The organism is Tsukamurella conjunctivitidis, assembly GCF_007858475.1.
Classification (GTDB): domain Bacteria; phylum Actinomycetota; class Actinomycetes; order Mycobacteriales; family Mycobacteriaceae; genus Tsukamurella; species Tsukamurella conjunctivitidis.
Genome location: NZ_VIGX01000001.1, coordinates 572,655 through 590,302 on the forward strand (window position 1 = coordinate 572,655; position 17,648 = coordinate 590,302).

18 protein-coding genes are annotated in these 17,648 nt (G+C 70.9%); 14 read left to right on the forward strand and 4 right to left on the reverse strand.

Features of this window, described 5'->3' with window-relative positions:
• The first annotated feature begins 65 nt into the window (after positions 1–65).
• From FK530_RS02655 to FK530_RS02665, 3 genes are all read left to right on the forward strand, one after another.
• A complete protein-coding gene (locus FK530_RS02655) occupies positions 66–743 on the forward strand; it encodes a flavodoxin family protein (RefSeq protein ID WP_146485410.1) in 678 nt (225 codons plus the stop codon).
• A 1-nt stretch (position 744) separates the two neighbouring features.
• The gene (locus FK530_RS02660) at positions 745–1,455 is read left to right on the forward strand and encodes a nitroreductase family protein (RefSeq protein ID WP_146485411.1); all 711 of its coding nucleotides are present in this window, start codon (positions 745–747) and stop codon (positions 1,453–1,455) included.
• A gap of 116 nt (positions 1,456–1,571) precedes the next feature.
• A complete protein-coding gene (locus tag FK530_RS02665; RefSeq protein WP_146485412.1) occupies positions 1,572–3,677 on the forward strand; it encodes a hypothetical protein in 2,106 nt (701 codons plus the stop codon).
• Here the strand turns inward: FK530_RS02665 and FK530_RS02670 are convergent, their stop codons facing one another.
• On the reverse strand, positions 3,678–4,469 hold the full coding sequence (locus tag FK530_RS02670; RefSeq protein ID WP_146485413.1) for an SDR family NAD(P)-dependent oxidoreductase: 792 nt from the start codon (positions 4,467–4,469) through the stop codon (positions 3,678–3,680).
• A 50-nt stretch (positions 4,470–4,519) separates the two neighbouring features.
• Between FK530_RS02670 and FK530_RS02675 the strand changes: the two genes are divergently transcribed.
• Positions 4,520–6,013 (forward strand): flavin-containing monooxygenase, encoded by a 1,494-nt coding sequence (locus FK530_RS02675; RefSeq protein ID WP_146485414.1) that lies wholly within the window; start codon positions 4,520–4,522, stop codon positions 6,011–6,013.
• Positions 6,014–6,039: 26 nt separating this feature from the next.
• Positions 6,040–6,324, forward strand: coding sequence for a DUF2277 domain-containing protein (locus tag FK530_RS02680; RefSeq protein ID WP_146485415.1), 285 nt, complete (start codon positions 6,040–6,042; stop codon positions 6,322–6,324).
• Between the two features lie 21 nt (positions 6,325–6,345).
• Here the strand turns inward: FK530_RS02680 and FK530_RS02685 are convergent, their stop codons facing one another.
• A complete protein-coding gene (locus FK530_RS02685; RefSeq protein ID WP_146485416.1) occupies positions 6,346–7,293 on the reverse strand; it encodes a hypothetical protein in 948 nt (315 codons plus the stop codon).
• 108 nt (positions 7,294–7,401) lie between these two features.
• Between FK530_RS02685 and FK530_RS02690 the strand changes: the two genes are divergently transcribed.
• The 8 genes from FK530_RS02690 to tuf all read left to right on the forward strand — a co-directional run bounded on the left by FK530_RS02690 (position 7,402) and on the right by tuf (position 15,143).
• The gene (locus FK530_RS02690) at positions 7,402–8,283 is read left to right on the forward strand and encodes an ABC transporter ATP-binding protein (RefSeq protein WP_146485638.1); all 882 of its coding nucleotides are present in this window, start codon (positions 7,402–7,404) and stop codon (positions 8,281–8,283) included.
• Positions 8,280–9,068 carry an ABC transporter permease gene (locus tag FK530_RS02695; protein ID WP_146485417.1) on the forward strand — a complete coding sequence of 263 codons (789 nt, stop codon included), beginning with the start codon at positions 8,280–8,282 and terminating at the stop codon, positions 9,066–9,068. The genes FK530_RS02690 and FK530_RS02695 overlap by 4 nt, the downstream gene beginning before the upstream one ends.
• 50 nt (positions 9,069–9,118) lie before the next feature.
• Positions 9,119–9,514, forward strand: coding sequence for a DUF5313 family protein (locus FK530_RS02700; RefSeq protein WP_146485418.1), 396 nt, complete (start codon positions 9,119–9,121; stop codon positions 9,512–9,514).
• A gap of 9 nt (positions 9,515–9,523) precedes the next feature.
• Positions 9,524–10,402 (forward strand): DNA-3-methyladenine glycosylase family protein, encoded by an 879-nt coding sequence (locus tag FK530_RS02705; protein WP_146485419.1) that lies wholly within the window; start codon positions 9,524–9,526, stop codon positions 10,400–10,402.
• A gap of 342 nt (positions 10,403–10,744) precedes the next feature.
• Complete coding sequence (gene rpsL, locus FK530_RS02710) at positions 10,745–11,119, forward strand: 30S ribosomal protein S12 (protein WP_068522692.1); 375 nt, start codon at positions 10,745–10,747, stop codon at positions 11,117–11,119.
• Positions 11,119–11,589, forward strand: a complete 471-nt coding sequence (gene rpsG, locus FK530_RS02715; protein ID WP_068533086.1) for a 30S ribosomal protein S7 — start codon at positions 11,119–11,121, stop codon at positions 11,587–11,589. Before rpsL ends, rpsG begins: the two co-directional genes overlap by 1 nt.
• A gap of 112 nt (positions 11,590–11,701) precedes the next feature.
• A complete protein-coding gene (fusA, locus tag FK530_RS02720) occupies positions 11,702–13,807 on the forward strand; it encodes an elongation factor G (RefSeq protein WP_146485420.1) in 2,106 nt (701 codons plus the stop codon).
• Positions 13,808–13,952: 145 nt separating this feature from the next.
• Positions 13,953–15,143, forward strand: coding sequence for an elongation factor Tu (tuf, locus tag FK530_RS02725; RefSeq protein ID WP_068522689.1), 1,191 nt, complete (start codon positions 13,953–13,955; stop codon positions 15,141–15,143).
• 93 nt (positions 15,144–15,236) lie between these two features.
• Here the strand turns inward: tuf and FK530_RS02730 are convergent, their stop codons facing one another.
• Positions 15,237–16,148: a TIGR04222 domain-containing membrane protein gene (locus FK530_RS02730; protein WP_146485421.1), complete on the reverse strand. Its 912-nt coding sequence runs from the start codon at positions 16,146–16,148 to the stop codon at positions 15,237–15,239.
• Between the two features lie 238 nt (positions 16,149–16,386).
• On the opposite strand from FK530_RS02730, the gene FK530_RS02735 reads away from it, so the two are divergent.
• Entirely contained in the window at positions 16,387–16,746 is a 360-nt protein-coding gene (locus FK530_RS02735; RefSeq protein ID WP_146485422.1) for a DUF732 domain-containing protein, read from the forward strand.
• 16 nt (positions 16,747–16,762) lie between these two features.
• Here the strand turns inward: FK530_RS02735 and FK530_RS02740 are convergent, their stop codons facing one another.
• On the reverse strand, positions 16,763–17,623 hold the full coding sequence (locus FK530_RS02740) for a hypothetical protein (protein ID WP_146485423.1): 861 nt from the start codon (positions 17,621–17,623) through the stop codon (positions 16,763–16,765).
• Positions 17,624–17,648: the final 25 nt, after the last annotated feature.

The following is a 17,648-nucleotide window of genomic DNA, read 5'->3' on the forward strand; positions in this document are numbered from 1 at the left end:
GCGATGTCGCGCGATAGTGCGCGAAAGCTCGGTTAGAGTTGCACATGCAAGTGGGTGATGCGGGAATGACCTCGAAAGGGGAGACGGTGCCGGATGAGCGGCGACGCCCGCGGGCGCTTCTGTTGTCCTACAGCTTCACCGGGCAGTCGGAGCGGTTGGTGCGGGCCGCGGGTGACGCGCTGGTGGAGCGCGGCTGGGAGGTCGTGGACGCCCGGCTGGAGCTGACCGACCGGCGATACGCCCCGAGGCTGTCGCGGTTCCCGCTGCGGCACGTGTGGCGGACGATGCTGTCGCTGGTGCCCGCGCAGGCGCGCGGCGCCGTCGGCGAGGTGCGCGTGCCGCCGCAGGTCAACGACGGCCCGTACGACCTGATCTGCATCGGCTCCCCGACGTGGTGGGATCGCGCGAGCATCCCCGTCCGCTCGTTCCTGCGTTCCGACGATGCCCGGCGCCTGTTGGCCGGCCGGCGGTTCGCGGTGTTCGTGGCGTGCCGGGATCGGTGGCGCGGCAACCACGACGAGGTGCGCGACCTGGCGCAGTGGCAGGGCGGACGGTACGCGGGCGAGGTGCATGCCACGTACCCGGGCGATCAGCTCACGTCGATGCTCTCGCTCACCTCGTTCCTCGGCTCGGGAGAGCAGCGCGAGAAGTACCTCGGGGTCGCGATCCCGCCGACCAACGTGCAGCCCGCACACCTCGAAGCCGCGCGCGGCCTCGCCGCGAGGATCGCGGAGGACGCCTGAGATGGCCGAGCCGATACCCACCACGCAGGAGGCGCTCGCCCGCCTGGCGGCGATGCCCCTGGTCGAGGCGATGGCGACGCAACGGGCGATCCGTCGCGTCCTGCCGGACCCCGTCGACGATGCCCTCGTGCTGCGCTGCATCGAGGCGGCGCAGCGTGCGCCCACCGGCCAGAACGGCCAGCAGTGGGAGTTCGTCGTGGTGCAGGACCGCGCGATCAAGGAACGCCTGGCGCGGCAGTACCGCCGGTCGTGGGGCGTGTACTGGCGCACGGTCTACCGGCGAGTGGCGGCGCGTGACGATGCGAAGGCGCGCATGGCGAAGGCGGTGCAGTGGCAGGTGGACCACTTCGCCGACATTCCCGTCCTCGTGGTGGCCTGCCTGCGGCTCGGTGTCGCCGAGGGGCGCGTGCCGGTGTTCCGCATGCCGCACGTCGCCGAGAGCGGCTACTGGGGGTCGATCTATCCCGGTGTCCAGAACCTGCTGTTGACGGCGCGCGCGATGGGGCTGGGGGCCTCGCTGGTCACGATGCCGCTCTGGAACCTGGTGGCGGCCAGGCGGATCCTCGGTCTCCCGTCGAACGTGACGCCGGTCTGCGTGGTGCCCCTCGGTTGGCCGCGCGGCAGGTACGGACCGTCGGCGCGCAAGGCCGTCGGCGACGTCACGCACCGCGACGGATACGGCCGTCGGTACTGGTTGGATCCCGGGTCGTGACCTGCGGCGTGGCGCGGCGCGCGGGCGCGAACCGTTCACTGTGTGCGATTGCAAAGGTGCGGGTATAGTCCGCCTCGGATGCTGTAGCAGAACCGATGCGAAGAGGGTCACCTATCGTGGTTTCGTCGAAGTCCACCGCCGCTGTCATCGCCGCGGCGACCGCCGCCGCTACCGGAGTCCTCGCCGCCCCGGCCGGGGCCACACCGCCGGCCGCCCCAGCACCTCCGCCTGCGCGCGCCGGGGTACCGGCTGCCTTCGTCCCCCCGGCGCCCCTTGCGCTTCCTCCGGCCCGCGCGACGGCGCCCGCCGCCAGGGCTGTCGGGAGGTCGGCCACGCCGCCCGCCAGGGCCGTCGGGAGGTCGGCCACGCCGCCCGCGGCCTCCTCGCCGTCCGTGCCCGCCACGTACGAGGGCTCGGTGGCGAACATCCCGCAGAACGTCGTCGAGGCGATCGCCAACATTCCCGCGAACCAGGTGGCCGGCGCAGGGCGAGTCGCGGACGCGCTGAAGCTGAGCGGCAACTGGTGGCTCTACATGCCCAGCAACGTTCTCGGCTTCGACCACGCGGACCTCGCGAAGGTCAACGGGCTCGCGTCCTGGCTCGTGCCGTTCCCGGCGGTCGCGCAGGCGTTGGCGGATCCGATCAACGTCACCATGCAGGCGAACTTCCCCATGACGGCCGACTGCACGGGAGCCCCGGCCCCGTGCGACGACCCGACGTACTGGACCGACTACTTCAAGGTGATGCCCTGGCAGCTGGTCCAGGGGGTTTCCTACGGCACCGTGCGGAACACCATCGATCCGTCGATCATCATGCCGTGGTCGAACACCACGCAGCGGATCGACGTGTTCGGCGTGCCGCGCGCCATCTGGTACACCCTGACGAAGACGCCGGAGGGCATCAAGCCCGTGCCCACGGCCGGGATGATCTCGAGCACCTACGGCCGGTTGGGAAAGGAGGCGGGCGCCTCTCTCGACCCGATGGTCGATGGGACCTATTGCCTGCCCTGCCAGTTCGTCAAGGGAGGCCCGAAGGGGGCCCCGGGATCGCTTTCGCGGATCCCGCTGCTCGGCAACTGGTACACGATCACCGACCTGGGGCAGCGGTTCACGTCGGACAACTGGAACAACCGCCGCCCCGGCGTCCCGCTGGCCCCCGATGTCGATGCGCTCTCGCTGTGGAGCGAGGCGGGGCAGGCCCGCCTGAAGAAGTCCATCGCCAAGGCCCAGGCGGATCAGGCGAGCGGCCGCAGCCGGCCCACGGACCTCGGTACGGAGATCCAGAAGGCGATCGACGGCATCGTGGCCGGCGTCCGGCCGCCGGATCCCACGCCGGCGGACCTCGGGGCGGCGAGAGCATCCGTGGACAGGGACTACCGGAGCCTGGCCGATGACGTCGCGGCGGCGTCGCTGCAGTCGCCGGCGAAGCCGCGCGCCCGAGCCGCGAGTGCGACTGCCGCTCGGCCGGTTCCGGGCTCCGCAACCGCGGCCGTGTCCCGCCTCTTCGGCGGGCCCCCCGTGACACCCGCTGCGGCCGCTCCGCAGCGGACGGCGGTGGTGCAGCAGCCGGTCGCGCCGCAGAACGTGGTCGAGCAGGTGGTCCAGACCATCGCGCCCGTCGTGCCGAATCTGCAGATTCCGGGCGTGATCCCCGGGCTGCAGCAGCCGGTGCCCGCTGCGACCCCGGCTGCGGCGCAGCGGATCACGCCGCCCGCGCCGCAGCGAATCACGCCTGTGTCGCAGCAGCGGGTGAAGCCGTCTGCGCCGCAGCGGATCACGCCTGTGTCGCAGCAGGGGGTCGCGCCGGTCGCGGTGCAGCAGGTCACGCCTGCGGCACAGCAGCGGGTGAAGCCGGCTGCGCCGCAGAGGATCACGCCTGTGTCGCAGCAGCGGGTCGCGCCGGTCGCGGCGCAGCAGGTCAAGCCTGCGGTGCAGCAGTGGGTCAAGCCTGCGGCGGAGCGGGTCGCGCCGGTCGCGGCGCAGCAGGTCAAGCCTGCGATGCAGCAGTGGGTCAAGCCTGCGGCGGAGCGGGTCGCGCCGGTCGCGGCGCAGCAGGTCAAGCCGTCCGAGGTGAACGGGGCTCCGTCCGCGACCCCGCAGGTGCGCGACTCCGGCTCGACGGCTCCTGCCAAGCAGCAGGGCGGGATGGTCTCGTTCAAGAAGATGGTGAGCGACGCGGCCGCCGCTACGGGTCTCGCCGCACCCGCCGCCGCGGTGGGGTGATCACCGCTTGCGACGTTGTCCCGCACTGACGGCGGCCATCAGCTCGTCATTCCCGGTCCGGCGGGACACCGCGGCCGCCGCCCCGGGGGCCAGCGCGCCGAGCGTGGTGATGATCCGCAGGGGCAAGGGGGCGACCACGACCTCACCGCGGTTGCGTTCCACCGCACGCACGGTGGAACGCGCCACCTGCGCTGCCGTGCACGTGGCCGCGCGCGGGACCCGGACACCGCTGTCGGCGAACATTCCCGCGTCCCGGACGGGCCCGGGAAGGACCGAGGAGACGCCGATCTCGTAGGGACGCAGCTCCTCGCGGAGAGCGAGGGCGAATCCACGGAGCCCGAACTTGGTGGCGTTGTACAGCGACATCCGCGCCGACGCCGACTTACCCGACAGCGACGAGAGGAACACGACATGCCCGCCCGTCCCGCGCTCGCGCATCGCTTCGGAAGCCAGCTTCGCCAGGAGTACCGGCGCACGCAGGTTCACGGCGAACGCGCGATCGAGTTCCTCGGTGGTGTAGTCCCGGAGTTCGCCGGATGCCGGGAGAGCGGCCGCGGCGACGAGCACGTCGATCGGGCCGCATTCGGCGAGGAGCGCGGCCGGTGCCGCGGGATCGCTGAGATCCGCCGGCACCGCCCGGCCGTCCACCGCGGCGGCGAGGCGGCCCAGCTCGTCCGCTCGGCGGCCGCTGAGGATCAGGTGCGCGCCGTGCGCGGCGAACGCGGACGCGAGTGCGCCGCCCAGTCCGCCTGTGGCGCCGGTGATCAGGACCCGTGCCGATTGCAATTCCATACATCGGAGGCTACCCGCGGCGCGCGCGTCGCACGAGGAGGTGCGTGCACGTGAGCGGCAACGGAACCGAGGACGTCGACGTCGTCGTCGTCGGCGCGGGATTCGGCGGGATCGGTGCCGCGATCGCGCTGAAGGAACTGGGATTCGAGCGACTCCTGATCGTCGACCGGGAGGACGATCTCGGCGGCACATGGCACGTGAACAGGTACCCCGGGCTGACCGTCGACGTCCCGTCGACGACGTTCTCGTACTGGTTCGAACCCAACCCCGACTGGTCGGGCATGTATGCGCGCGGTCCCGAGTTGAAGGCGTACGCCGGCCGCGTCGCGGACAAGTACGACGTGCGGCGACACATGCGCTTCGGTCTCGACGTACGCCGCGCCGATTGGGACGAGGAGTCCGGCCGGTGGACGGTCCACTTCGCCGAGGGAGACCCGGTGCGGACCCGCTTCCTGGTGTGCGCCACGGGTTTCCTGTCGCAGCCGGCGACGCCGGACATCCCCGGGATCGAGCGTTTCGAGGGTGCCGTCGTCCACACGGCGCGCTGGGACCCCGATCACGCGTTCGACGGCGAGCGGGTCGCGGTCATCGGCACCGGATCCACCGCAGTGCAGGTGATCCCGGAACTGGCGAAACGGGCCGCCGATCTCACCGTCTACCAGCGGACCCCGATCTGGGTGATGCCCAAGTTGGATGTTCCCTTCCCGCGACCGGTGCGGTCGGTGTTCGCGCGCTATCCCGTCACCCAGCGGGCGGTGCGGTTGGTGACCGATTCGTTCATGGAGTTCCTCATGGTGGTCGCGATGTGGCGCTATCGCTGGTTCCGCCGGCTCAACAGCGCGGCCGCGCGCGCCGCGGGCGTGCACCGCTTCGTGTCGCTGCGTGACCGCCGTCTTCGGGCCGCCCTCACCCCGTCGTACGACTACGGGTGCAAGCGGCCGACGGTGTCGAACTCGTACTACCGCGCTCTCGCGCGCCCGAACGTCCGGCTCGATACCGAGAGCATCGACCGGATCGACGAGGGGGCGGTGATCGGAGTCGACGGCACCCGACGCGAGATCGACACCCTGGTCCTGGCCACGGGCTTCGACGTCTGGAAGACCAACCTGCCCGCGGTGACGGTGATCGGGCGGGACGGTAAGAACCTGGGCGAGTGGTGGCGCCAGACCAGGTTCCAGGCCTATGAAGGAGTCTCGGTCCCGGGCTTCCCCAATTTCCTCACTCTCGCCAGCCCGTACTCGTGGGTCGGCCTGTCCTGGTTCAACACCGTCGAGTACCAGATGCGACACATCCGGCGGCTGTTCGGTGAGCTCGATCGGCGCGGCGCCGCCGTTTTCGAGGTGACCGAAACGGCGAACGCTCGGTTCCTCGAGCGGATGGAGGGCCTCCTCGAGGACTCGGTGTTCCGGTTGGGGGATTGCGTCTCGTCGAACTCGTACTGGATCAACGGTCGCGGCGAGGCCGCGCTGTTCCGGCCCACCACAGTGCGGGACGCCGTTCGAACGCAGGATCGGTTCCCGCTGGTCGACTACGACTTCCGCTAGCCCGCGACCGGCGGTAACGTCGGAGCATGTGCCGGAACATCACTGAACTGCGAGGACTCGAGCCCGCCGCCACCGACGAGGAGATCGAGGCCGCCGCGCGCCAGTACGTGCGCAAGGTCTCGGGCGTCCAGAAGGTGAGCGACGCCAATCGCGACGCCTTCGAGAAGGCCGTCGCCAAGGTCACCGCCGCCACCGAGGAACTGCTCGACGCGCTGCCCGCGCGCCGTCAGCCGCCGAAGACGGTCCCGCCGCTGCGCCGGCCCGAGGTGCGGGCGCGGATCGAGGCCAGGGCCGCCGCAGCCGGAGCCTGATCCCGCCTGGGGCGCGGCCTCTCAGTCGCCGCCGTCCGCGGATCCGTCGGCGTCCGCGGCGCCGGTCGAGGATTCCGTCGCTCCCGTGGCGTCCGGGGGACCGGCGTGCTCGCCGGCCCCGTCGGATCCGGTGGTGGCCGCCGCCCCGGCCTCGTCCGTCGGTGTGCTCGCGACAGCGGCGGGCTCGCTCGCGGTCGGCTCGCTCCCGGAGGGGCGCTCGCGGGAGGTGCTCGCCGTGGGCGCGGCCAGTGCGTCCGCCAGGATCCGCCCGTTCTCCGCGGCCACGGCGCCCGCGGCCTCCAATCCGGCCTGGACGGCCGCGACGGGGTCGTCCGACCGCGCGAGCGTCGTCGCCGTGGCGTTCGCGGTCTGCGTCGCCCCGAGCAGCGACAGTTCGGGAACGTAGAACGCCGCCGCGAAGAAGGCGTTCGTCCCCTGTACGAGCGCCGTCTCGGCCGGGCCCTGCGGCGCCGGCGTGATGCCGAAGGGCGGGGGTGTCGTGAGCGGAGGCGGTGTCGGGGCCACCGGCGGTAGCGGCTCCTGCAGCGCGGCGAACAGATCGGTACGCAGCGCCCCGATCGACCCGGTGCCACCGCCGATCCGCATCAGGTCGAGCAGGCCGATGACCACCCCGTTCTGGAACCGCGGCACCACCTGATTGAGGTCGTTGCCGATGATGCCGGTCATCGCGGCGTCCGCGGGCCCGGTCACGGCGGCCGCCCCCGCGCCGAGGGCGCGGAACGGTCCACCCGGGGCGGCCACCAGGGCCGCGGCCGGCGCCGCGAGCACGCCCGCGGGTACCCCGGCCGCGCCCTGTACGGCGTACGGGCAGATCGCGGCGCAGTTCTCCAGCTGATTCTGCGTGAATTCGCCGAGCAGGGCGCCGGTCGGAGGTGTCGCAGCCACGGCCGGAGCGGCCGCGCACAGGGCGGCCACCGCCGCGAGGGGGAGGGACAGTCGCAGGCGCATGGCAGAGAATCTACTCCGCTTGTGATGTGGATCACAGCATCGATCTCCACCCGCACCTCCACCCCTGGGTGGATCCGATCGTCGCAGGTCACGGGCATCGTCGACGTCATGACACCGGCACTGACCCTGAGATCCCTGACCAAGACCTATGCGAGCGCGACGGGCGAGCGCTTCACCGCCGTCGACGGCGTCGACCTCACCGTCCGGCAGGGCGAGGTCGTCGCCTTCCTCGGCCCCAACGGGGCGGGGAAGAGCACCACGATCGACATGATCCTCGGTCTCATCACCCCGGACTCCGGCGCGGCCGCGCACACCGGCACCGTCGCCGCGGTGCAGCAGTCGGGCGGCCTCCTGCCCACCCTCACCGTGCAGGACACCGTCGAGCTGATCGCCGCGCTGCACCCCGGCTCGGACCCGGACGCCGCGATCGCCCGCGCGGGCCTCGACGACCTGCGGCGGCGCACCGTCGGGAAGTGCTCCGGCGGGCAGCAGCAGGCCCTGCGGTTCGCGCTGGCGCTGCTCGCGGAGCCCGACCTGCTCGTCCTCGACGAGCCCACGGCGGGCATGGACGTCGACGCCCGCCGGCGGTTCTGGGCCGCCGTCCGCGCCGACGCCCGCCGCGGCACGACGGTCCTCTTCGCCACCCACTACCTCGAGGAGGCGGACCAGTTCGCCGACCGGGTGGTGATGATCGCCGGCGGGCGGATCGTCGCCGACGGCGCGACCGCCGACGTCCGCGCCGCCGCCACCGGCCGGCGGGTCTCCGCCGTCCTCGGCGCCGACGGTGCGGCCGCCGTCGTCGCCGCCGTGCCCGGGCTCCGGGTGGCGGAGGTGCGCGGCGAGCGCACCGTCTTCGCCGTCGACGGCGACCCGCGTGCGTCGGACGATGCGCTCCGTTTCCTGCTCACCCGTACCGACGCCCGCGACGTGGAGACCCTCACCCACGGTCTCGAAGAGGCGTTCCTGCAGCTCACCGAGGAGAAGGCATGACCACCACCGCGACGACCACCACGGCGACCGGCACGGCCTGGGGTCTCACGCCCCGGTTCCTCCTGCTCGACGTGCGCCGCCAGCTGCGCAACCGGCAGACCCTCATCATCACGACCGTCCTGCCCGTGGTGCTGTACCTGGCGCTGCACGCCCAAGCGGGCCCGGACGCGCACTTCGCGCACGGCGACTTCGCCGCATGGATGATGATCGGGCTCGCCCTGTACGGCTCCGCGGCCGCGGCCACCACGACGGCGGCGCAGGTCGCGGCCGAGCGGTCGACGGGCTGGGTGCGCACGCTGCGGCTCACGCCCCTGCGCCCGCCCGGCTACATCGCCTCGAAGGTGGTGAGCGCCCTGACCATGTCCGCGCTGCCCGTCGTCGTGCTCGCGGTGCTCTCCGCGGTGACCGGCGCGCACGCGGAACCGCAGGTCTGGGTTCTGTCGCTGCTCATCTCGTGGCTCGGATCCGCGTTGTTCGGGGCGCTCGGGCTCGCGCTGGGCCTCGCGCTGCGCCCCGAGATCGTGATGCACGTCCCGGGGCTGCTGCTCACCGTGCTCGCCTTCGGCGGCAACGTCTTCTTCCCGCTCTCGGGCGGGATGCTGACCTTCGCGCAGTTCACGCCGATGTACGGGATCACGGCCCTGGCCCGGTACCCCCTCACCGGGGGCGAGACGCTCACCGGCGGCCACACCTCGCTGCTCGGGGCCGCCGTCAACGTGGTCGTGTGGTTCGCGATCTTCGCCGGCGCCGCCGCGCTGGCCTACCGTCGCAGCGCCGAACGGTGAGCCCTTTCCCGGAGATTGTGACCGGTATCACACGAGCGTAGCCTGAGGGCATGTCCACGCACACGCCTCGCACCACACCGAACCTCCTCGAGCGGGTGAAGTACCTCATGGGGATGCGCCTGCCCGATTCCATGCACGACTGGGTGGTCAACGACGCCACCGGCCCCGGCCACAACCGTCGCTTCTTCATCCGGGGTGCGCTGATGTTCGTGCCCTTCCTCGTCGTCGCTCTGGTCCTGCCCTCGCCGCTGTGGGTCAAGCTGGCGCTCGTCGCGATGATGGCTCTGCCGGCCATCGTCTTCGTCGGCGGCCTGCGGTCGATCTACCTGCAGGAGCTGCTCGCCGACAACGGCATCGACCCGCACACCGAGAGCGGCAGGCAGTTGGAGGAACACCGGCGGCGCACCCGGGTGTACGAGGACAAGTACCGGCACCGGGCGGCGTAGCCTCGCCGGGTGACGGCAGAACGCTCATGGGCCCCGGGGCACGTCCTCGACCTGCACGGCACCGTCGGCGTGCTCCGTCGCGGCGCGGGCGATCCGGCCTACGCGCGCACTCCCGACGGCGCGCTGTGGCGCGCCGTGCACACCCCGGACGGCCCCGGGACCGTCCGCCTGCGCCTCGCCGACGGGACGGTCACCGCGCAGGCGTGGGGGAGCGGGGCGCCGTGGCTCCTCGACAACGCGCCCGACCTGGTCGGCGCGGCCGACGATCCGTCGGCCCTGGTCCCGCGTCACGACGTCGTCGAGCGGGCCGTGGCGGCGTCGCCGGGCCTGCGCCTGGCCCGGTCGAACCGCGTCTGGGAGGCCCTCGTGCCGACCGTCCTCGAACAGAAGGTCGTCGGCGCGGAGGCGTTCCGGGCCTGGCGCCACCTGGTCCGCCGGTTCGGCACCGTCGCGCCGGGGCCGGCGGGCGGGCCCGACCTGCGGGTTCCGCCCGCGCGGTCCGAGTGGGCGGCGATCCCCGCCTGGGAGTGGCACCGGGCGGGAGTCGAGCCCGTGCGGATGCGCACGATCGTCGGAGCCAGTGCCGTCGAGGTCGAGCACCGGCCCGCGAAGCTCGGGGCCCTCCCCGGTATCGGGCCCTGGACCGTGGGCGACCTGCTCGGCCGGGCCTGCGGCGATCCGGACGCCGTGCCGGTGGGCGATTACCATCTGCCGCGCATCGTGGGAATAGCGCTCGCGGGCGAGGCGTTGGACGATCCCGGAATGCTCGATGTGCTCGAGCCCTACCGCGGCCAGCGCGGCCGCGTCATCCGGCTGCTGGTCCGCGCGGGTGTCGACCGCGAACGGCGCGGACCGCGGGTGTCGGTGCGCGACTATCGTGGCCTCTAGAGCACTGCATTTTGACCAGTGTGAGTTCAGGCGGGTAAGCTTGGTCGCCGTGCCTGGGTAACCAGGACTATTCTCACGTGCCCATGGCTAGGCCGGACCTCCGGAACCGCCCACGGACACGCGACACGCCCGACCTCGGGGTACGTGCGAGGCGGGTAGCTACTTCCCGGAAACGGGACTGACCAGCGGAAACGACGCGAGTCGTCGAAGCCGGTGGGGCCGCGCTGCGGAAGTCGTTCACTCCTCGCGGAGCGCGCGACTTGCCCGGAGCTACAACCGCAGCAGTAGGAACAAGCCGGCCGTGCGGTCGGCGACAGCCGAAACGAAGGAAACAGCGCTTCTATGCCAACTATCAACCAGCTGGTCCGTAAGGGCCGCCGGGACAAGGCGTCCAAGACGAAGGTGGCCGCCCTCAAGGGCTCGCCGCAGCGTCGCGGCGTGTGCACCCGCGTCTACACCACGACCCCGAAGAAGCCGAACTCGGCTCTCCGTAAGGTCGCCCGCGTCCGCCTGACCAGCTCGGTCGAGGTCACCGCGTACATCCCCGGCGAAGGCCACAACCTTCAGGAGCACTCGATGGTGCTCGTCCGCGGCGGTCGTGTGAAGGACCTCCCGGGTGTTCGCTACAAGATCATCCGCGGTTCGCTCGACACCCAGGGTGTCAAGAACCGCAAGCAGGCGCGGAGCCGCTACGGCGCGAAGAAGGAGAAGGGCTGATGCCTCGTAAGGGACCGGCGCCCAAGCGCCCCGTCGTCAACGACCCCGTCTACGGCTCGCCCGTGGTCACCCAGCTGGTGAACAAGGTGCTCCTGGACGGCAAGAAGTCCACCGCCGAGCGCATCGTCTACGGCGCTCTCGAGGCGACCCGGGAGAAGACCGGCACCGATCCGGTTCTCACGCTGAAGAAGGCGCTCGACAACGTGCGCCCGTCGCTCGAGGTGAAGAGCCGCCGCGTCGGTGGCGCCACCTACCAGGTGCCGATCGAGGTGAAGGCCGGTCGCGCCAACACCCTCGCGCTGCGCTGGCTGGTGACCTTCACGCGGCAGCGTCGCGAGAAGACCATGATCGAGCGTCTCGCCAACGAGATCCTCGACGCGAGCAACGGTCTGGGCGCTTCGGTGAAGCGCCGCGAGGACACCCACAAGATGGCCGAGGCCAACCGGGCGTTCGCGCACTACCGCTGGTGATCTGATCCCGCGGGCCGGTCCTCTCCGGCCGGCCCGCGGGACACCGGAGTAGTTGTTGCCGCTCCCGCGGCGGCGTTCCAACCATCCTTTAACGAGAACGAGGCTTACCACCGTGGCACAGGAAGTGCTTACCGACCTCACGAAGGTCCGCAACATCGGCATCATGGCGCATATCGATGCCGGTAAGACCACCACGACCGAGCGCATCCTCTTCTACACCGGCGTGAACTACAAGATCGGTGAGACCCACGACGGTGCCTCGACCACCGACTGGATGGAGCAGGAGAAGGAGCGGGGTATCACCATCACCTCCGCGGCCGTGACCTGCTTCTGGAAGAAGAACCAGATCAACATCATCGACACCCCCGGGCACGTCGACTTCACCGTCGAGGTGGAGCGTTCGCTCCGCGTGCTCGACGGTGCCGTCGCCGTGTTCGACGGCAAGGAGGGCGTCGAGCCCCAGTCGGAGCAGGTGTGGCGTCAGGCTGAGAAGTACGACGTCCCGCGTATCTGCTTCGTCAACAAGATGGACAAGCTGGGCGCCGACTTCTACTTCACCGTGCGCACCATCGAGGACCGCCTCGGTGCGAAGCCGCTGGTCCTGCAGCTGCCGATCGGCGCTGAGGACGAGTTCGACGGTGTCGTCGACCTGCTCGAGATGAAGGCCATCACCTGGCGCGGCGTCGTCGAGATCGGCGCCGAGCCGACCATCGAGGAGATCCCCGCCGACCTCGCCGACAAGGCCGCCGAGTACCGCGAGAAGCTGCTCGAGACCGTCGCCGAGTCCGACGAGGCTCTGATGGAGAAGTACTTCGCCGGCGAGGAGCTCTCGATCGACGAGATCAAGGCGCAGATCCGCAAGCTCACCGTCGAGCGCGAGCTCTACCCGGTGCTGTGCGGCTCGGCGTTCAAGAACAAGGGCGTGCAGCCCATGCTCGACGCCGTGATCGACTACCTCCCCAGCCCGCTCGACGTGCCCTCCATCGAGGGCCACGCCGTGGGCGACGAGGAGAAGATCCTCTCGCGCAAGCCCAGCAAGGACGAGCCCTTCGCGGCCCTGGCCTTCAAGATCGCCGCGCACCCGTTCTTCGGCAAGCTGACCTTCGTCCGCGTGTACTCGGGTCACATCGACTCGGGCACCGGCGTGCTCAACGCCACGAAGGGCAACAAGGAGCGCATCGGCAAGCTCTTCCAGATGCACGCCAACAAGGAGATGCCCGTCGAGGATGCGACCGCGGGTCACATCTACGCGATGATCGGTCTGAAGAACACCACGACCGGTGACACCCTCTGCGATCCGGCGAACCCGATCGTCCTCGAGTCCATGTCCTTCCCGGACCCGGTCATCAACGTCTCGATCGAGCCGAAGACCAAGTCCGACCAGGAGAAGCTCGGCGTCGCGATCCAGAAGCTCGCCGAGGAGGACCCCACCTTCTCCGTCGAGCTCGACGAGCAGACCGGCCAGACCGTCATCGGCGGCATGGGCGAGCTGCACCTCGACATCCTCGTCGACCGCATGCGTCGCGAGTTCAAGGTCGAGGCCAACGTCGGCAAGCCGCAGGTGGCCTACCGCGAGACGATCCGTCGTCCCGTCGAGAAGCACGAGTACACCCACAAGAAGCAGACGGGTGGCTCGGGCCAGTTCGCGCGCGTCATCATCAAGCTGGAGCCGCTGGAGGACGCCGAGGACGGCGCCACCTACGAGTTCGTCAACGCCGTGACCGGTGGCCGCGTCCCGAAGGAGTACATCCCTTCGGTCGACGCCGGCGCCCAGGACGCGATGCAGTACGGCGTGCTCGCGGGCTACCCGCTGGTGAACGTCAAGGTCACGCTGCTCGACGGCGCGTACCACGACGTGGACTCGTCCGAGATGGCGTTCAAGATCGCCGGCGCGCAGGCCTTCAAGGAGGCAGCACGTCAGGCCGGTCCCGTCATCCTCGAGCCCATCATGGCTGTCGAGGTCACGACCCCCGAGGACTACATGGGTGACGTGATCGGCGACCTCAACTCCCGCCGTGGCCAGATCCAGGCCATGGAGGAACGCAGCGGTGCCCGCCTCGTGAAGGCCCAGGTCCCGCTGTCGGAGATGTTCGGCTACATCGGCGACCTCCGGTCGAAGACCCAGGGCCGGGCGAACTACTCCATGGTCTTCGACTCGTACGCCGAGGTTCCGGCGAACGTGTCGAAGGAGATCATCGCGAAGGTGAACGGGGAGTAATCTCCCCGCTCTCCGGAGCGTGGCGCTTCCCGGCTCCGCCGCGGCGTCAGACACACGGCCCAGCCGTGGCGTCGAAAACAACCGAAAGATAAACACCCTTGCAGGGCAACCGGCCCGGCAAGCACTACGTCCAGGAGGACACAAAGTGGCGAAGGCGAAGTTCGAGCGGACCAAGCCGCACGTGAACATCGGCACCATCGGTCACGTCGACCACGGCAAGACCACCCTGACGGCTGCCATCACCAAGGTTCTGGCCGAGAAGTACCCGGACCTCAACGAGGCCTCGGCGTTCGATCAGATCGATAAGGCGCCCGAGGAGAAGGCTCGTGGCATCACGATCAACATCTCGCACGTCGAGTACCAGACCGAGAAGCGCCACTACGCTCACGTCGATGCGCCGGGTCACGCCGACTACATCAAGAACATGATCACCGGTGCCGCCCAGATGGACGGCGCGATCCTGGTCGTGGCCGCCACCGACGGCCCGATGCCGCAGACCCGCGAGCACGTGCTGCTCGCCCGCCAGGTCGGCGTGCCCTACATCCTGGTCGCCCTGAACAAGTGCGACATGGTCGACGACGAGGAGATCCTCGAGCTCGTCGAGATGGAGGTCCGCGAGCTGCTGGGTTCGCAGGAGTTCGACGAGGACGCCCCCGTCGTCCGCGTGTCGGGCTACCAGGCGCTCCAGGGCGATGCCAAGTGGGTCGACTCGATCGTCGAGCTGATGAACGCCGTCGACGAGTCCATCCCGGACCCCGAGCGTGAGACCGACAAGCCCTTCCTGATGCCGGTCGAGGACGTCTTCACGATCACCGGTCGTGGCACCGTCGTCACCGGTCGCGTCGAGCGCGGCATCATCAACGTGAACGAGGAGGTGGAGATCGTCGGCATCCGCGAGAAGTCGACCAAGACCACCGTCACGGGCATCGAGATGTTCCGCAAGCTGCTCGACTCGGGCCAGGCGGGCGACAACGTCGGCCTGCTGGTCCGTGGCCTCAAGCGCGAGGACGTCGAGCGCGGCCAGGTCGTCGTGAAGCCGGGCACCACCACCCCGCACACGGAGTTCGAGGGCCAGGCGTACATCCTGTCGAAGGACGAGGGCGGCCGCCACACCCCGTTCTTCAACAACTACCGTCCGCAGTTCTACTTCCGCACCACGGACGTGACCGGCGTCGTGACCCTCCCCGAGGGCACCGAGATGGTCATGCCCGGCGACAACACCGAGATGAGCGTCAAGCTCATCCAGCCGGTCGCCATGGACGAGGGCCTGCGCTTCGCGATCCGCGAGGGTGGCCGCACCGTCGGTGCCGGCCGCGTCACCAAGATCATCGCCTGATCTAGGTAGTCAGCCGTGAACGGCGCCTCTCCCGGAAGGGAGGGGCGCCGTTTCGCATGTCCGGGGTCGATCTGCGGCCCGACGGTGCGGGACTCACCCGCCGCAGCCGCCTCCGCCGCAGCTGCTGCTCGACGACGACGAGGAGCAACTCGACGACGCACCGCAGGTGCTCGAACTCGGTGAGGCGCAGCTGGACGAGCCGCCCCCGCCCCCGATCACGAACGGCGGCGTCAGCGCCCCGGCCTGCGCCGCGTACGTCCCCGCCGCGAGCGTCGCATCGAGCTGGGCGAGGCCCGCGGCGCCGAACAGGGCCGCCGCGTACGCCGCGGCGACGGCGCCGTAGGTCCGCATCGACGGCTTCAGCCGCGGGTGCAGGTGGGCGTGCCGCTGTCGCGCCGCCGCGAGCTCGCGGCGACCGGCGGGCGTGAGCCTGCGCGTCCGGAGTGCCAGGACCAGGAACGTCGCCGTCACGGCGACGACGGCGACGGTGAGGAAGCCGACGGGCTTGGCGCCGACCGCGCCGGCGACGATGCGGACGGCGCCGAGCGCGATCACCGGCAGGAGCAGCAGGGCCGGACCCGGCGAGCTCGGGCGCGCCCGCAGCAGACCGTCGCGGACGAGCCCGGAGCGGAGCTGCCGGAGCGGCGCCTCGAGGTCCCGGACCAGCGACGTCGACCGCTTCTCGAGCCGGTCCGCGACGCTCCGAACGAACCAGTCGAGGGTGGCGCGGTCCTCGCGCGTGACGGGCCGGACGGTGCGCCCGTCCGCGTCGATCACGCCGGCGGCGCGCAGCTGCGCGAGGGCGGCGACGACGGCGTTGCCGTCCGCGATCATCATTCCGGTCTCGGCGGGGCTGAGGACCGCGATGCGGCGCGGGGGCCGGCGCGGTCCACTGCGGGCGATGAGGACCGCAAGCACGGTGAGCCCGCAGAGCAGCAGGTATCCGCCGAGGAAGTCGCCGCTGGGGATGCCCCACGTGTCGCTCGCGAGCGGGCGGTGCGTCATGGGGATCCTCCTCGGCGTCGTCTGCGCTCAGACTGGCGGTCGCGCCGCGTTCGCGCCACTGCGAGAAGGTGTTCGACGCCGAATCGAGACCGATTCCACGGCGGATTCTCATGGCGCGGCCGCCGCTCCCGTCGCCCGGCCCGGTGATTCCGGGAGACCGGTGCGCGGATGACGGGCTTCGGTGGATAATCCGTCTACACGCAGGGCGGATCCCCGCCGGGAGCAAGGAGAACCACGGATGCCGAAGCTGATGAGGGTGCTGATGGCGGGGATCGTCGCGCTGGGGTGCGCCGCGCTGGTGCAGGCCCCCGCGCAGGCGGACGGCCGGCTCGACGAGGGCCGGTTCGTGATCGCGACGAAGAACCTCCACGACTTCACGAAGCCCTTCGGCGACCGGACCACGGACGGCCAGATGGTGCGCTTCGGCTACCGCGCCTGCGCCGCGCTGGACCGGAACCCGGCGAGTACCGCCGGGGCGACCCGCGATCTCTACAACGACGAGCGGGCCTTCCCGCTGTGGGAGCGGCAGCAGCTCGTCTTCTACGCCGCCCAGTACCTGTGCAACCGCCACTGGGATCGGTACAAGACCTACCCGTGACGTGCCCCGGGACCGCTCAGCGGGCCAGGTAGCGGACGAAGGTCCAGCCGTAGATCGCGGACTCCAGGTCGTGTCGGGCCGCCGAGATCGCGACCTCCACCAGCGCGCGCTCGACGAGACGCGAGCGGAGCGCGGCGCCGTCGGGCGGGCCGCTGCCGGCGGTCAGCGACCGGGGCGGGGTGCGCGCGAGGCTCAGGGCGTCCGCGAGCGCGTCCTGGTCGAGCAGCAGCTGATCGAGGACGGCGGGCGGCACCTCGCGCCCCGCCCCGAGATACCGGCGGGCCTCCGTCCGGGCCTCGTCCACCCCGATCGCGTACTCCGGTTCGACGGTGACGCGCTCCAGGTCGCGGAGCAGGGCGCGGGCCTGACGATCGGCCTCGTCGGGCTGCAGGGTCCGGATGTGGGCGACGCGCGCGGTGGAGGCCACGAGCTCGAAGCGGGTGAGGCGATGCGGCAGCACCTGGCCGGGGTGCCGCTCGCCCACCAGCTTCCACGGGCCGTTCGGGATGTGGTGCGCGCGGCTCGGGTGGGTGGTGGCGACGGCGCGGATCGTGTAGCCCTCGGCCTCGGCGAACTCGACCAACTGGCGGACGGGGTCGTCGACGGTGGCCCACGCGGCCGCGGTGGGTACGTTCCACAGCACGCGCACGCCGGCGGGAACGATCGTTCCGAGGGGTAACCAGCCGGCGTCGGTGGTGGTGGCGACGAGCAGGGGCTCGGCGCCGCGGGTGAGGTAGGCGACCGCCCAGTTCAGGCCGGATTCGGGGAGGTGCGGGCCGCCGCGGAGCGAACCCAGGATCGAGGCGACGACGCCGCGAACCTGTTGGATCGCAGGATCTTCCGGCGGTGGGGCGCCGGGCGCGGGTGGCCGGCCCACCGGAACGGGGACGAGCAGCGGCAGG

What these genes read in the sequence shown, in the direction of transcription:
- FK530_RS02655 (WP_146485410.1), top strand. Translation starts at nt 66, where the DNA reads ATGACCTCGAAAGGGGAGACGGTGCCGGATGAGCGGCGACGCCCGCGG.
- FK530_RS02660 (WP_146485411.1), top strand. Translation starts at nt 745, where the DNA reads ATGGCCGAGCCGATACCCACCACGCAGGAGGCGCTCGCCCGCCTGGCG.
- FK530_RS02670 (WP_146485413.1), bottom strand. Translation starts at nt 4,469, where the DNA reads ATGGAATTGCAATCGGCACGGGTCCTGATCACCGGCGCCACAGGCGGA.
- FK530_RS02680 (WP_146485415.1), top strand. Translation starts at nt 6,040, where the DNA reads ATGTGCCGGAACATCACTGAACTGCGAGGACTCGAGCCCGCCGCCACC.
- FK530_RS02685 (WP_146485416.1), bottom strand. Translation starts at nt 7,293, where the DNA reads ATGCGCCTGCGACTGTCCCTCCCCCTCGCGGCGGTGGCCGCCCTGTGC.
- FK530_RS02690 (WP_146485638.1), top strand. Translation starts at nt 7,402, where the DNA reads ATGACACCGGCACTGACCCTGAGATCCCTGACCAAGACCTATGCGAGC.
- FK530_RS02695 (WP_146485417.1), top strand. Translation starts at nt 8,280, where the DNA reads ATGACCACCACCGCGACGACCACCACGGCGACCGGCACGGCCTGGGGT.
- FK530_RS02700 (WP_146485418.1), top strand. Translation starts at nt 9,119, where the DNA reads ATGTCCACGCACACGCCTCGCACCACACCGAACCTCCTCGAGCGGGTG.
- rpsL (WP_068522692.1), top strand. Translation starts at nt 10,745, where the DNA reads ATGCCAACTATCAACCAGCTGGTCCGTAAGGGCCGCCGGGACAAGGCG.
- rpsG (WP_068533086.1), top strand. Translation starts at nt 11,119, where the DNA reads ATGCCTCGTAAGGGACCGGCGCCCAAGCGCCCCGTCGTCAACGACCCC.
- FK530_RS02730 (WP_146485421.1), bottom strand. Translation starts at nt 16,148, where the DNA reads ATGACGCACCGCCCGCTCGCGAGCGACACGTGGGGCATCCCCAGCGGC.
- FK530_RS02735 (WP_146485422.1), top strand. Translation starts at nt 16,387, where the DNA reads ATGCCGAAGCTGATGAGGGTGCTGATGGCGGGGATCGTCGCGCTGGGG.